The organism is Erythrobacter sp. SN021, assembly GCF_021864455.1.
The window spans coordinates 133805-147356 of record NZ_JAKKUW010000006.1; the positions used below are offsets into that span (position 1 = coordinate 133805).

At 63.8% G+C, this 13552-nt stretch carries 13 protein-coding genes; 3 read left to right on the plus strand and 10 right to left on the minus strand.

Going from position 1 to position 13552, the window contains the following annotated elements:
• Positions 1 to 3 precede the first annotated feature (3 nt).
• The 4 genes from L5849_RS13465 to L5849_RS13480 are packed head-to-tail and all read right to left on the minus strand — an operon-like array spanning position 4 to position 3459.
• Positions 4 to 531 (minus strand): GNAT family N-acetyltransferase, encoded by a 528-nt coding sequence (locus L5849_RS13465; protein WP_236925993.1) that lies wholly within the window; start codon positions 529 to 531, stop codon positions 4 to 6.
• On the minus strand, positions 528 to 1568 hold the full coding sequence (locus tag L5849_RS13470) for a homocysteine S-methyltransferase family protein (protein WP_236925994.1): 1041 nt from the start codon (positions 1566 to 1568) through the stop codon (positions 528 to 530). The genes L5849_RS13465 and L5849_RS13470 overlap by 4 nt, the downstream gene beginning before the upstream one ends.
• A gap of 2 nt (positions 1569 to 1570) precedes the next feature.
• Positions 1571 to 2470, minus strand: a complete 900-nt coding sequence (gene metF, locus L5849_RS13475; RefSeq protein WP_255704516.1) for a methylenetetrahydrofolate reductase [NAD(P)H] — start codon at positions 2468 to 2470, stop codon at positions 1571 to 1573.
• 17 nt (positions 2471 to 2487) lie between these two features.
• Positions 2488 to 3459 carry a metalloregulator ArsR/SmtB family transcription factor gene (locus tag L5849_RS13480; protein ID WP_236925996.1) on the minus strand — a complete coding sequence of 324 codons (972 nt, stop codon included), beginning with the start codon at positions 3457 to 3459 and terminating at the stop codon, positions 2488 to 2490.
• A gap of 133 nt (positions 3460 to 3592) precedes the next feature.
• Between L5849_RS13480 and L5849_RS13485 the strand changes: the two genes are divergently transcribed.
• Together L5849_RS13485 and L5849_RS13490 are read left to right on the plus strand one after the other, a co-directional pair.
• On the plus strand, positions 3593 to 5617 hold the full coding sequence (locus tag L5849_RS13485; protein WP_236925997.1) for a glycoside hydrolase family 3 C-terminal domain-containing protein: 2025 nt from the start codon (positions 3593 to 3595) through the stop codon (positions 5615 to 5617).
• A gap of 13 nt (positions 5618 to 5630) precedes the next feature.
• The gene (locus tag L5849_RS13490) at positions 5631 to 6560 is read left to right on the plus strand and encodes a DUF1499 domain-containing protein (protein WP_236925998.1); all 930 of its coding nucleotides are present in this window, start codon (positions 5631 to 5633) and stop codon (positions 6558 to 6560) included.
• On the opposite strand, the gene L5849_RS13495 is transcribed toward L5849_RS13490, so the two are convergent.
• The 6 genes from L5849_RS13495 to L5849_RS13520 all read right to left on the minus strand — a co-directional run bounded on the left by L5849_RS13495 (position 6550) and on the right by L5849_RS13520 (position 13229).
• The gene (locus L5849_RS13495; protein ID WP_236925999.1) at positions 6550 to 7155 is read right to left on the minus strand and encodes a CDP-alcohol phosphatidyltransferase family protein; all 606 of its coding nucleotides are present in this window, start codon (positions 7153 to 7155) and stop codon (positions 6550 to 6552) included. The genes L5849_RS13490 and L5849_RS13495 overlap by 11 nt on opposite strands.
• A gap of 19 nt (positions 7156 to 7174) precedes the next feature.
• Entirely contained in the window at positions 7175 to 8452 is a 1278-nt protein-coding gene (locus tag L5849_RS13500; protein ID WP_236926000.1) for a nucleoside transporter C-terminal domain-containing protein, read from the minus strand.
• A 16-nt stretch (positions 8453 to 8468) separates the two neighbouring features.
• A complete protein-coding gene (locus L5849_RS13505; protein WP_236926001.1) occupies positions 8469 to 8900 on the minus strand; it encodes a hypothetical protein in 432 nt (143 codons plus the stop codon).
• Positions 8901 to 8929: 29 nt separating this feature from the next.
• Complete coding sequence (locus tag L5849_RS13510; RefSeq protein WP_236926002.1) at positions 8930 to 11068, minus strand: FAD-dependent oxidoreductase; 2139 nt, start codon at positions 11066 to 11068, stop codon at positions 8930 to 8932.
• Between the two features lie 45 nt (positions 11069 to 11113).
• Positions 11114 to 12235 carry an FAD-dependent oxidoreductase gene (locus L5849_RS13515; RefSeq protein WP_236926077.1) on the minus strand — a complete coding sequence of 374 codons (1122 nt, stop codon included), beginning with the start codon at positions 12233 to 12235 and terminating at the stop codon, positions 11114 to 11116.
• Positions 12236 to 12314: 79 nt separating this feature from the next.
• Complete coding sequence (locus L5849_RS13520) at positions 12315 to 13229, minus strand: hydrogen peroxide-inducible genes activator (RefSeq protein WP_236926003.1); 915 nt, start codon at positions 13227 to 13229, stop codon at positions 12315 to 12317.
• A 100-nt stretch (positions 13230 to 13329) separates the two neighbouring features.
• Between L5849_RS13520 and L5849_RS13525 the strand changes: the two genes are divergently transcribed.
• On the plus strand, positions 13330 to 13539 hold the full coding sequence (locus tag L5849_RS13525; RefSeq protein WP_162814846.1) for a YdcH family protein: 210 nt from the start codon (positions 13330 to 13332) through the stop codon (positions 13537 to 13539).
• Positions 13540 to 13552: the final 13 nt, after the last annotated feature.

Consider the following 13552-nt stretch of genomic DNA (forward strand, 5'->3'; position numbering starts at 1 on the left):
GTATCAGGTCCGCTCGATGGCGCGCGCCAGCACGACATCGTCATAAAGAGTTCCGCCGACATCGAAACGGCGCGTGGCGATCTGCCGGAAACCCTGTTTGGTATAAAAGGCGATCGCGCGATGATTGTCGTTCTTCACCCCAAGCAGCAGACGTTTTCGGCCCGCCGCCCCGGCCAGCGCCGCATCGAACAGCCGACGGGCGATCCCGCTACCGTGGAAACGGGACAGGAGGTAGATCTTCTTGAGTTCGATATCGCCGTCGCACGCGGCTTCGAGTTCGGGTTCGATAAGCAGGGCGTAGCCGATCGGCGCGCGGTCGATTTCCGCCAGCCATGCCCGCGCGCCCGCGGCCAGAAGGTCGCGGAGAAAACCGGGATCATGTGCCCGCTCGCAATGCGCCACCAGCGCGTCGCCGCAGATCATTCCTGCGAAGGTTTCGAGAAAGGTCGCATCGGCGACCAGCGACAACCTGTCGGCGTCGTCGGCACAGGCTTCGCGGACCACCGCCCTCGTCGGATCGTGCGCCGTCATGCGGCAAGCGTAAAAGGTTCGAGGCCGGCAAGATGCATGTCGGGAGCGACCTTCGGCACCGCGCGCGGAGAGAGACCTTCGACGGCCGCGGCCATGGCCGCGATATGGGCGGGTGTCGAGCCGCAGCATCCGCCCAGAACATTCACACGGCCATTCTGCGCCCAGACTTTCGTCAGCGCGGCAGTGGTTTCCGGCACCTCGTCATATTCGCCGAGATCGTTCGGCAATCCCGCATTGGGATAGGCCATCAGCCAGGTATCCGCGATGTCGGACAGAAGCTGCACATGCGGCCGAAGCTGTTCCGCGCCGAAACTGCAATTGAGCCCGATGGTCAGCGGTTTCGCATGCCGCACCGTGTACCAGAACGCCTCGACCGTATGACCCGACAGATTACGCCCGGAAAGATCGGTGAGCGTCAACGAGATCATCAGTGGAATCTCGCGGCCGAGCTCGCGCTCGAGCTGTCTGACCGCCATGATCCCCGCCTTGCAATTAAGCGTGTCGAACACGGTTTCGATCAGGATGAAATCGGCCCCGCCCTCAACCAGCGCGCGGCACTGTTCGACATAAACCTCCACGATCTCGTCGAAACTCACCTCGCGAAAACCCGGATCCTCGACATCGGGCGAAAGCGACAGCGTCTTGTTGGTCGGCCCCACCGCCCCGGCGACGAAGCGCGGCACACCGTCGGTGCGCGCGTCGACCGCATCGCGAATGATCCGCGCAGCGGCGACGTTGATTTCATGGACCAGCCCCTCGGCGCCGTAGTCTGCCTGGCTGATCCGGTTGGCGTTGAAGGTGTTGGTCGCCAGAATATGCGCCCCGGCATCGATATAGCTGTCGCAGATTTTGCGGATCACCTGCGGCTGCGTCAGATTGACGAGGTCGTTATTGCCCTTCTGGTCCTGCTCCAGCGAGGTGCCGGCGGAATAATCCTCGGGCGAAAGTTTCGCGCGTTGGATCTCGGTTCCGTAAGGCCCGTCCTTGATGAGGATGCCCCGCTTCGCAGCGGATACGAAGTCTTCGCGCTTGGACATTGTCAGACCTTCGGGCGCAGGCCGAGCATATGGCAGATCGCATAGCTCAGCTCGGCGCGGTTGAGAGTGTAGAAATGGAATTGGCGCACCCCGCCCGCATAGAGGCGGCGGCACAATTCCGCGGCAATGGTCGCGCTGACCAGCTTGCGCGCTTCGGGCCGGTCGTCGAGGCCGTCGAACAGCCCTTCCATCCAGTGCGGAATGGCCGTGCCGCACAGGCCCGACATGCGCTGAACAGCGGCGAAGCTGAGCACCGGCATGATGCCGGGCACGATCTCGCCCGCGATCCCCGCTGCCGCAGCCTTGTCGCGAAATTCGAAGAAGCACTGCGGATCGAAGAAAAACTGGGTGATCGCGCGCGTGGCACCGGCATCGAACTTGGCCTTGAGATTGTCGATATCGGCCTGCGCATCGGGGGAATCCGGGTGGACTTCGGGATAGGCGGCTACCGAGATTTCGAAGTCGGCGACCTTCTTGAGGCCAGCGATGAGTTCGACGGCATTGGCATACCCGCCCGGATGCGGCGTGTACTTGCTCGCGCCATCGGGCGGATCGCCCCGCAGGGCCACGATGTGACGAATACCTTCGTCCCAATAGTGGCGGGCGACCTCGTCGACTTGTTCGCGCGTGGCCTCGACGCACGTCAGATGCGCTGCGGCGGGGATGTGGGCTTCCTTCTGGATCCGCACGACCTGCTGGTGCGTGCGCTCGCGCGTGGACCCACCCGCGCCATAAGTGACGCTCGCGAAACGTGGCCCCAGAGGCGCCAGGGTTTCGACGCTGTGCCACAGCGTTTCGTTCATCTTGTCGTTCTTGGGCGGGAAGAACTCGAAGCTCACTTCGATATCGCCGGACAGGCCGGAAAACAGCGGCGTTTCGAGCGCGCGCTGGGCCTCGCGCATTTGGTCGATTGTCGGGCTCACGAGGCTGCTTTCCTGTTTTCGGCGCGCCGGTGCGCGATCCATATCTTGACCACCAGTTCTCCATTGCCGAGCGACGTCGGCGTCAGGGCATCGAAACCCGCTTCGCTCAGCAGGCTATCCATCTGACTGTCCTCGAAGCCGAGCCGGGCATGCGCATGCCGGTCGCGCAACTCTTCGCGCTGGTGCGCAGCAAAATCGACTATCGCGATCCGCCCCCCCGGCCGCGTCACGCGCGCTGCCTCGGCCAGCGCTGCTCCGGGATTCTGGGCGAAATGCAGCACCTGATGGAACAGGGTAGTATCGAAACTGTCGGGCGCGAACGGCAGGGAGGAAAAATCGCCCTGCACCAGTTCGACCGTCTCGGTCGGCAGGTGCTGCAGCTTGGCGCGCGCGACACGCAACATGGCCAGGCTCTTGTCGAGCGCCACGATACGCTCGGCACGCGCGGCAAACAGCTCCGCCATGCGCCCGGTGCCGGTTCCGATGTCCAGCAAGCGACCGAGCGGACCATCGCCAAGCGCCTCGGCCAGCGCACCTTCGACCGCTTCGTCGGAAGAATGGAGGCGACGCAGTTCGTCCCAATCATGCGCGTGCTCGCTGAAATAGGCCTGCGCCTCGCTTTCGCGATGGTGCCGGATTTCGGCAAGCTTGCGGCGATCGCGTTCGCACTCTTCGGCGAATTGGGCGTCGGCCCGCTCGGCTTCCACGAGCAATTCGGCGATCGCCGTGCACAGCGGTGGCACCTCGACGGCGTTGGCGCAGGCCCGCAGGAAGACCCAACTGCCTTCGCGGCGCCTTTCGGCGAGGCCCGCATCGCACAGGATACCGATATGCCTTGAAACCCTGGGCTGGCTCTGACCGAGCACTTGCGCGACCTCGCCGACGGCAAGCTCCATCGAGCCCAGCAGGCGCATGATCCTCAGACGCGTGGGGTCGGCAAGGGCACGGAAGATGGTTTCGGTTCGCATTCCAGGTGGAGATATAAAGGTATTTTTATATCTGTAAATCACAGCTCAGCTAAATCGACCCATAGAGATGCTTGGACAATAATCGTGCTCATCCAAACGGGATGTTTACCACTGCGTGCGATGCGGGGCTGCCATGCCCCGCCGCCGCTCCGATCACGCCGCCGAGCGCGAGCGTTTCGTCGAAGACTTGCTCGCCATCATGACGGTGGAGGAGAAAGTCGGTCAGCTCGTGTTGCAACGTCCACCCGTTGCAGGGGATTCGAGCCACGATCACCAGATACGCGATCAATTGCGGCGCGGACATCTGGGCGGCTTCGTCGGATGGGGGTTGTCGAGCGAATATGCCGCTTTCCAGCGGATCGCCGTGGAGGAAACCCGTCTGGGTATCCCACTGTTCATCGCCGATGCCCCCGGACGCGGCGAAACAGCGGTATTGCCATCGTCCTTCGCTTTCGCATCGAGCTGGGATTGCGAGCTGGCAGAGCGCTCGGCCCGCTTGATCGCCGGAGAGGCGCAGGCCGCCGGACGGAACTGGCTGTTGGGGCCGGATGTGTCGCTTTGCACGAGTGTTACCGACAGCGATCTGGCGGATTGCTGGGGATCGGTAGAATTGCTCGCCCGTCGGATGGCCGCGGCCTGGGTGCGTGGCTTCCAGTCGGAAGATGTGCGGGAACCGGGGCTGCTCGCCTGTCTTAGGCTGGACGATCCTTCCTGGACTGTCCGGCGCGATACGCGGCGAATGCGTGACAAGCTTCGCCTGATCGCCGGCGTCCTGCGCATCTCCGATCCGGGCAGTGTCGCGCTGGGGGCCATGGCGCATGGCTTTCCCGATCTCGCCGATGGCTCCCGCGAACACTCCCTGTCGATCGGTGAGCCCGGAGGCTATGAGGGGCTGGACCTTGCCGGATGGTCGAAGATCGCTGCGGCAGCCGGTCTCGAAATGGCGTCCGGACCATTCGAGGGGCTGCCTCACGGCGCGATGGTGGCAGCGATCGAAGACGGACGTATCGCGCCGTTCCAGATCGACGACGAGGTACGCAAGGTCATCGGGGCCAAATATGATCTCGGCCTGTTCAGCAGCGAGGGACTGGATCGGCACACCGACCGGGCGATAGAGGCGGAGGAAACCCGCGCGCTGGCACTGGACGCGGCGCGCCATGCCATCGTGTTGCTACGCAACGAGCCCGCTCTCCTGCCGCTGGGGATCGATTCGGGCGATATAGTTGTGGTTGGCCCGGCCGCTACCGATCGCGCGCTGCCGACCGGGTCCTCCGGCAGGGAAGGGGCCAGCCTGACGGACGGGTTCGATGCCTTGGGGATCGCTTATAAATATGTTCCCGGCCTGGCATTGCGCCAGGGTGGTTCCGATCCCGGCCGGTTGGCGCCCGCCGACCGAATGGCGATCGGCCTGGCGAGCGAAGCCGCGCGCAGATCGCAAACGGTGATTGCCGTGCTTGGCGCCATGGCAGAGTTGGGCGAGGCACAACGTAACCTGCTCGAGGGACTGCGCTCCGCCAATCGCAATACCATTCTGGTCACTCTCGGATCGCATCCGCTCGATCCGGACATACTGGGAAGTAAACTGTCATGCGTTCTTCATGCGGGGCAATTGGGCAGCATGTCCGGCCATGCCATCGCCGAAGTGCTGACCGGGGCATTCGCGCCGCGTGGGCGCCTGCCCGTTGCCTTGATCGACAATTCCCGCGAGGGTCTCCCGCTGGGTCATGGGCTGGGCTTTTCCCCGTTTCGCATCGAAGAGCCGAGAATAGAGCTTGGTCACAACCGTATCGTGGTGACCAGTATCCTGCACAATGTCGGCGAACGCGAAGGGATGGAGACGGTCCAACTCTATCTCCGGCGCCCCATCGATCGCGGCGCCGCCGAACGTACCCTGGTGGATTTCCAGCGAATATCTCTGGACGCCGGTAAGAGCTGCAATCTGATGTTCGAACTTGGCGGCAATCAGTTGGGCCACTTCGAGACCAACGGCAAATTCACCGTCGAGCCCGGAGCTTACGAAATCTCGGTGGGGCTCAGCGAACGTCGCGCCTTCTCGGAGCAGATTTCGGTGCCCCGCGCCGTTGTGGAAGCGATGAGCAGGGACCTCGCCTCCGAACCCCTCCCCGCCCTCTTCGGCAAGCTTCGCAGCGTCGGATAGCCAATGATCCGCCATGCTCGGCGCGGTCGCTTGCCATGAAAAGCGGGAGCGGAGGCCGGGCTGGACCGCAGGCGGCGGCCTTCGTCTGAAGGCAAGCGCGCCCGCCCCGGTTTGCAGCGCGTTTGCGGGGCGCTACAAGGTCGGCATGACACACTCGCCCTGGCATAGCCGTCTCGCCCTTGTTCTCGCGCTTTTGCTGCCGGTCTATTTTGCCGTGGCGGCGCTGGGCACCAAATTCGGCCTGTGGGGCTGGCGCACGGGCCTTATCACCCTGACGATACAGGCGGGACCGGTATTGCTCGGCATTGTCGCCCTGATTGCGCTGGTTTCGCTGATCGTCGTGCTGATCCGCCAACCACGGACCGGCTGGCGGCTGTCCCTGCTCGCGCTGCTGGTCCCGCTGGGTATCTTCGGCACGCTGGCCTATGTTCGCGGGCAGGCCGCCGATATCCCACCGATTCACGACGTCGCGACCGATGTCGATAACCCGCCGGCGTTCTCGCAAGTAACGCTGGATGCGCGAGCGACCAGCGACGCTAATCCGCTCAACGACTATACGACGCCGCTGGGCGAGCTGGAGATGTGGGCGAACAGCGAAGCCCCGCTCGCCAACCAGTCGCACGCGCAAGTGATTGCGCAGGCCTATCCCGACCTCGTGCCGCTGCCCACGGGTTCGGCAAGCACGGAAGACGTTATGGTCGCCGTGGCCGCATCCATGATGGAACTGGGCTTCCACGATGTCACTTCGGATATGGCCAACAGCCGCGTCGAAGGCGTCGCCGAAACCTTCTGGTTCGGCTTCAAGGACGATGTCGTGGCCCGCATTGCCGATGGGCAGATCGATTTCCGCTCGGTCTCGCGCGTGGGCGTCAGCGACCTCGGTGCGAATGCCGCGCGGATCGCCAAGCTGCGCGAGGCGGTGGCCGCGCGGCTCAATCCCTGAACTGGATCACGGCTAGCGCACTGCGCTGGAACACGGTCAGCAGGCACAGCGCGGCATAGCCATAGGCGATCGGCACGAACCACGCCGGGAACAGCGCAAGGGCGATTAACACGGCAATGGTCTCCCCCCCTTCGGCCAGCCCGGTCGAGTAGAAGAAACTCTTCTGCCCATGTGCCGCAGTTCTTTCGTCGCGCTCGGCAGCGATTACAGCAAAGGCGAGGAAGCTCACGCCCGTTAGAACGAAGCTGGCCACCAGCACCAGCGCCGCCTGCGTGTTCGCCGGGTCGAATAAGCCGAAGGCCAGCGGGATCGAGACGTAGAAAGCGAAGTCGGCGACGATGTCGAAGTAACCGCCCAGCGCCGTCGGCCCGTGGACGCGGGCGACGGCGCCATCGAGACCGTCGAAAAGGCGATTAACGAGGATGAGTGCGAGGCCGAGCGCAAACTGCCCGAAAGCGATCGCCGCCGCGCCGCCCAGCCCCAGCGCAAGTCCTGCGAATGTCAGAGTGTTCGCAGTTACGCCCCAGCCCGCCAGTATCCGGCCGAGCCGGTTGAGCGGCGGATCGATCAGCGGGCGCAATCTGGCATCGAACATCGCCTCCTCCCTCCTCTTTTCAGCCCCAGGTGATGAGCCCGATCCACGCGCCGGTCATCGCCGTGGCCATATTGCCCGCGATCCAACTGCGTATGCCGAGCCCGGCCACCTCGCCGCGCCGCGCCGGACATAGCGTGCCGATCGTCGAGACGAGCAGCCCAATGCTTGCAAGATTGGCCACGCCGCACAGCGCATAGGTCACGATCAGCAAACTGCGCGGCGCGAAGGTCCCATCGGGTAGTGCCGCAAGTTCGAGATAGGCGACATATTCGTTGAGGATCGCCTTGGTGCCCATCAGGCTGCCCGCCGCCTGCGCCTCGCCCCAGGGCACCCCGATCAGCCACATCAGCGGCGCGAAAGCCCAGCCGAACAGGCGTTCCAGCGTCAGCGGGTCGCCATCGACCAGCGGCAGCAGCGCAAGCACCTGATCGGTCAGCGAAACCAGTGCGAACACCACGATAATCACCGCGATCACGGCGAGGAACAGCTGCATACCGTCCATCGTGCCCTTGATGATCGCATCGATGCTCGATTCGTATCTGAGGCCCGGTTCATTGCGCGCCGGCTCTTCGCTGTCGGCGTCCTCCGGCTCTCCCGGTACCATCAGCTTCGCGACCAGCACGGCGGCTGGCAGCGAGATGAGCGAAGCGGAGATCATGTGCCCTACCGCGTCGGGCACGGTCCGCGACAGCGTCGTCGCATAGAGGATCAGGATCGCGCCGCTGATCGTCGCCATCGCCAGCACCATGACCTGGAACAGGTCCGCGCGGCTCATCTTCGCGAAATAGGCGCGCACCACCAGCGGGCTTTCGACCACGCCGAGGAACATGTTCGCCCCGCCCGACAGACCGACCACACCGCTGACCTTGAGCGTGCGGCGCAGCAGGTAGGACAGGCCGTTCACCAGCCAGCGCAGGACGCCCCAGTGCCACAGCAGCGCGGCAAGCGCGGAGAAGACGATCACCAGCGGCAGGATCTGGAAGGCGATGACGACCGGCGCCTCGGCGCCTTCCCTGAGCTCGAACGGCAGCGGCGCGCCGCCGAGATAGCCGAACATGTAGGACGAGCCATCCAGCGTGGCGCGTTCGATTGCCGCGACCGCATCGTTCGCCAAGGTCACGGCATCCCAGACGATCGGCACCCGCACGATCAGGAGCGCGAGGAACGCCTGCAGCGCAAGCGCGCCTGCGATCCAGCCCAGGGACGGACGCCCGCCTCGGTTCTCAGACAATCCCCACGCGAGCAATACCAGCAAGGCAATGCCGGCAAGCCCGCGAAACTGGTCGAATACCTCCACGGGCTCCCCTCGCCGATCAGTCCTTGCGCTGCAACAGGCTGTCCAGCGCCAGCGTGTCATGTTCGCGAAAGGCGATCAGCGCAAGCGCCGCGCCAGCCACGGTGATCGAGGGGAAGAACAGCAGGTTTGCATCGTCCGGATTGGCGAAGAGATAGCGACCGAAGGGATCGAGGAAGTGGCGCCAGATCGGAAAGGCGCCGCCGACGAGAATGATCGCCGAGCCAATCAGCGAGTAGCGGCGCAAGAGGCCCAGCACGACCAGCACACCGATGACGACTTCAACGGTCGCGAAGGCGAGCTGGAAGGAATTGGCCGCACCGACACCGCCGTAATATTTTTCGGCCAGCTTGGTGCCCATGCCATCGCCCAGCAGCCGGACGCTGCCCCACAGGACGAGCAGCATACCGGTGCCAACACGCATGATGAGAAGGGAAATCCTGGAAAGCATGGGTTGTCTCCGTTGACCCGCGCGCGATGCTATCCGCGGCGCCAGGCGTGGTATTTCTCGACGAGGTTGAGCAAGGCTTCCGGCTTGTGCTTCTTCTTCCACTCGCCGGCGGCGAATTTGTTGGCTTCGGCCATGGTCGGATAGGAATGGATCGTGCCGAGGATCTTGCCCAGGCCGAGCTTGTGCTTCATCGCCAGCACATATTCGGCCAGCAGCTCACCGGCATGCGCCCCGACGATGGTCGCGCCGAGGATCGTGTCCTTGCCGGGAGGGGTGAGCACTTTGACGAAGCCCTTGGTCTCGCTTTCGGCAATCGCCCGGTCGAGATCGTCGAGATCGAAGCGGGTGACCTCGTAATCGATCCCCTGCTCTTTCGCCTCGCTCTCGTTGATGCCGACGCGCGCCACTTCGGGGTCAAGGAAGGTCACGGCGGGGATCACACGGTAATCCGCCTTGAAGCGCTTGAACTGTCCGAACAGCGCATTGACGCTGGCGAACCAGGCCTGGTGGCTGGCCACATGGGTGAACTGGAACGGGCCGGCCACGTCGCCAGCGGCGTAGATGTTCGGAAATTTGGTGGCGAGGAAATCGTCGGTGACGATGGTCCTGTCGGTGTCGATGCCGATATCCTCGAGGCCATAGCCCTTGAGCCGCGCGGCACGGCCGACAGCGACGATCAGCGTATCGAAGGGTATCGTGATGTCCGCGCCCTTGTGATCGGCGACAAGCTCGCCTTTACCGATGCGGGCCGCGCGGTGGCCGGTGAGTACCCGAACGCCCGATGCTTCCAGGGATGCCTTCGCAAGTGCCGAGACCTCGGTGTCTTCGCGCCCCAAGACGCGATCTTCCATCTCGATCTGTGTTACCTGCGAACCCAGCCGGGCAAGCGCCTGCGAAAGTTCGCATCCGATAGGGCCGCCGCCGAGCACGACGACGCGCGCAGGTGGCTCATCCATCTGGGCAAAGGCATCCCACATCGTATCGCTGGTCAGAAAGCCGCTACCTTCCAGGCCATCGATCGGGGGTATGACGGGATCGGCGCCTGCGGCAATTACGATCGCCCGGGTCGTCAGGCGCTGCACGCCGCCATCCTTGCACGTTATCTCGACCCTCCACGGATCGACGATCTTCGCGTAACCCTCCATCACATCGACACCGAGGCCCTCATAGCGCTCGACGCTGTCGTTCGGCTCGATTGCCCTTATCGCGCCCATGACGCGTTCGATCGTCCGGTTGAAGGGGACCTTGGGTTCCGTCGGTTCCAGCCCGTAGCGGTCGGCACGGCGCATCTGCTCGGCGACCTTTGCGCTCTTGATCAGCGCCTTGGACGGAACACAGCCGGTATTGAGGCAATCGCCGCCCATTTTGTCAGCCTCGACCAGCGTGACCTTGGCCTTCACCGTGGCCGCGATCAGCGCGGAAACGAGCCCCGCCGATCCGGCGCCGATAACAACCAGATTGCGATCGAATCTCTTGGGTTTGTCAAAGCCCGCATAGACCTTGCGCCGCTTGATCCAGGCGATGATCGCCTTGGCGAACCAAGGTGCGATGCCGAGCAGCGCGAAAGAGATCAGGACAGCGGGCGAGGCAATTCCGGCCAGAGTATCGATCCGCGCGAGCTGGGTGCCCGCATTCACATAGACGATCGTGCCGAGCAGCATGCCGACCTGGCTGACCCAGGCATAGGTCCACGCCCGGATCCGCGTAAGACCCATCACCAAATTCACTACGAAAAAGGGGAACAGCGGGATCATGCGAATGGTGAAGAGGTAGAAAGCCCCATCCCGCTCGAGTCCCTGATTTACGGCTTTCAACCGCTCGCCGAAGCGCGCCTCGATTGTGTCGCGCAGCACATAGCGCGAGGCGAGGAAGGCCAGCGTGGCGCCCAGCGTCGAGGCGAAGGAGACCACGATCGTCCCGACCAACACGCCGAACATCGCGCCTGCCGCCAGCGTCATCACTGCCGCGCCCGGAAGCGAGGCCGCCGTAACCGCTACATAGACCAGGAAGAACAAGGCAATCACCTGCGCCGGATTGCGCGCGTAATAACCGCCGACGTCATCCGCGATCTGCTTGATGCCCTCGACTGTCAGATAATCACCGAGACCGAAGGCGAAATAGGCCGCGATCAGCGCCGCAAGAGCCAGAATGATGAGGATTTTCTTCATGGATTCCTTCTGTCGATCGCCTGTTCGTGCGCCGCTACCTGCCGGTTACACTCTCCCGCTCAGCTTGGCGAAAGATGCGATCCAGCGCGTGTCTATCCAGCGCTTCAGCCATCCCGCCCAGCGGCCATGGGCGGCGAATATGCCGTAGCTGGCTATCGCTTTTCCGTCTGCGGTGGAGACAAGGTAGAGACTGGCAGGCCGGGGCCTGTAACTGCGCATCGCACCGCCGCCGCCCAGCAATCGGCGCAGATTGGAGGCGAGCACGGGGCCGCCATGCACCGCATGGACCCCCGAACGGGGCACCATTCTGTCCTGTCTCATGGCGATGTCGCCCGCTGCCAGAGTGTTCGGGTGGGACACAGATCGTTGATGGCGATCGACGGCGATGAAGCCGCCCCGGCTCACGGCGAGCCCGCCCCTGCCGGGCCATGCCGGGGCAGCCCCGCCGAGCGATGCAATGAGAAGGTCGACCGGTTCGAGCGTGCGCATCCCGGCAACAAGGCACCCCGCCTCCAAGCGCGCATCCTGTTCGACGAGGGCAATGTCATCGTGCCGCAGCGCGCGCTCGGCCAGCGCCTTCGCGCGGCGGGAAAAGCCATCGAGCAGGCCCGCTTCGCCCGTGACGAGAGTCACGCGCGCGCCACGATCCTCGAAGCGGCGGCGCACGGCGAAGGCCAGCTCCACGCCTCCGGCACCGCCCCCGATCACTGCAATATGGTTGGGCTCCGAACCCGCTCCTTCGCACTTTTCGGACAGGCGCGAGATGAAACTTGCAATCGGCCGAACGTCGAGCAGGCGCGGGTCTTCGCCCAGCACTTCCCGCGCCCGCGCAACGGCGCCGATATCGATCGAGCAATAGTCGAATGCGATGCGGCTACCTTTCTCCGTTTCGATTGAGCGATGCGAAGGGTCGATCGCCGTGCATCGGTCGAGCACCAGCTCCGCTCCGGCCCGCTTCGCCAGCGCGGCAAGGTCGATGGTTCCCTCGTCGATCGCATATTCGCCCGCAATGGTTCCGGGGATCATGCCCGAATAGCGTGCATGGCGGTGCGGAGTGACCAGAATGGTCCTGCCGCGCGGGCTGCCATGCTTTACCCAGTCCGCCAGCACACCGAGATGCGCATGCCCGCCCCCGACGAGCAGCAGAACTGGTCCGGTCTTCCGCATCGACACCGGACGTGTCCGGCAGCCAAAGAGATGTCAATCGCGTTGAGACACTGGCCGGTGCAACCCCGAGGCACCGAAACTAAGCCAATTGAAGGCTTGCGCGCTTGCGAGCCTCGTCGGCGATCACCTGCGCGACTTCGGCGTACAGATCGGCATAGGCCGCGCTGGGGCGCCAGGCTGCGGCGAGGCTGCGATACTCCGCCCAGCCGTCCGGTTCGGCAATGCGCACCATATCCAGCCCACCCGCATCCGAGCGAATGTAGAGTTCGGGAAGGATCGCCAGCCCGACACCGGAACCGACCATCTGTTGCAAGGCATCGAGACTCGTGCCCTCGTAATCCGACAGCACCGAGGCTCCCAATTTGTCGCAGATGTCCATGAGCTGGCGATGATAGTGATGCCGGTGATCGAGCGTGAGAAAGGTCCGACCGCGGAAGTCTTCGTGCACGAGCGAGGTCTTGACATGCAGCGGGTCGTCGGGAGGCGCGACGATCCGCAGCGGTTCGCGGAACAGTGGTTCGACCTGCAGCCCGCGTCCGGCGATCGGCAGGGGGGACAGTATCATGTCGAGTTCGCCCGCCTCGAGCGCGGCGTGCTGCGCGATCGGAATACCTTCGCGCATGAACAGGCGTAGGTCGGGATAGCGTTCATGTAGAATCTTGATGACGGCAGGCAAGAGATAAGGCCCGATCGTCGGACTGACCCCGAAGCGGATCGAACCGGCGGGCTTTGCGGCGACATGATCCGCGGCATCGCGGAAATCGCGGGCGGCGGCGATCACACTACGCGCCCCGGCGACCAGATCGCGACCGGCAGGTGTCAGTTGCATGCCTTTGGGGACCCGTTCGAACAGGCGCAGGCCCAGCCTATCCTCGAGCGCACGCAATTGCTGGCTCAAGGCGGGCTGGGTGAGGCCAAGGCCCCGCGCAGCTTCACCCATATTACCGGTTTCCGCCAATCTGACGAAGATTTCGAACTGTCTGAGCGTAGGCACGCACCCCCATTAGCATATCTTATTGGCTAAGGAATGGGATTTGAATTAGATTATCACACCGCTTTCACGCATATCCCTGTCCAAGACAATGGAGAGCAGCATGACTCGCAAGTCACCCGATGAAAAGATCATGATACCTTACCTGCGCAAGCTCACGCGTGAGCATCGCCAGCTGAACCGCCTGATCGATACCACGAAATCGGCGATTGCGCGCGACGAGCTGAAGGCGCTGAAGCGACTGCGTCTGCGCCTCAAGGACAAGATCGTCGCTCTCCAGCGGCATTACTACGGGCGCGGCCTTACAGGCTGACCCATGGGGCGAC

What these genes read in the sequence shown, in the direction of transcription:
- L5849_RS13525 (WP_162814846.1), top strand. Translation starts at nt 13,330, where the DNA reads ATGACTCGCAAGTCACCCGATGAAAAGATCATGATACCTTACCTGCGC.
- L5849_RS13480 (WP_236925996.1), bottom strand. Translation starts at nt 3,459, where the DNA reads ATGCGAACCGAAACCATCTTCCGTGCCCTTGCCGACCCCACGCGTCTG.
- L5849_RS13510 (WP_236926002.1), bottom strand. Translation starts at nt 11,068, where the DNA reads ATGAAGAAAATCCTCATCATTCTGGCTCTTGCGGCGCTGATCGCGGCC.
- L5849_RS13465 (WP_236925993.1), bottom strand. Translation starts at nt 531, where the DNA reads ATGACGGCGCACGATCCGACGAGGGCGGTGGTCCGCGAAGCCTGTGCC.
- L5849_RS13515 (WP_236926077.1), bottom strand. Translation starts at nt 12,235, where the DNA reads ATGCGGAAGACCGGACCAGTTCTGCTGCTCGTCGGGGGCGGGCATGCG.
- L5849_RS13505 (WP_236926001.1), bottom strand. Translation starts at nt 8,900, where the DNA reads ATGCTTTCCAGGATTTCCCTTCTCATCATGCGTGTTGGCACCGGTATG.
- L5849_RS13495 (WP_236925999.1), bottom strand. Translation starts at nt 7,155, where the DNA reads ATGTTCGATGCCAGATTGCGCCCGCTGATCGATCCGCCGCTCAACCGG.
- L5849_RS13485 (WP_236925997.1), top strand. Translation starts at nt 3,593, where the DNA reads ATGCCCCGCCGCCGCTCCGATCACGCCGCCGAGCGCGAGCGTTTCGTC.
- metF (WP_255704516.1), bottom strand. Translation starts at nt 2,470, where the DNA reads ATGCGCGAGGCCCAGCGCGCGCTCGAAACGCCGCTGTTTTCCGGCCTG.
- L5849_RS13470 (WP_236925994.1), bottom strand. Translation starts at nt 1,568, where the DNA reads ATGTCCAAGCGCGAAGACTTCGTATCCGCTGCGAAGCGGGGCATCCTC.
- L5849_RS13490 (WP_236925998.1), top strand. Translation starts at nt 5,631, where the DNA reads ATGCTCGGCGCGGTCGCTTGCCATGAAAAGCGGGAGCGGAGGCCGGGC.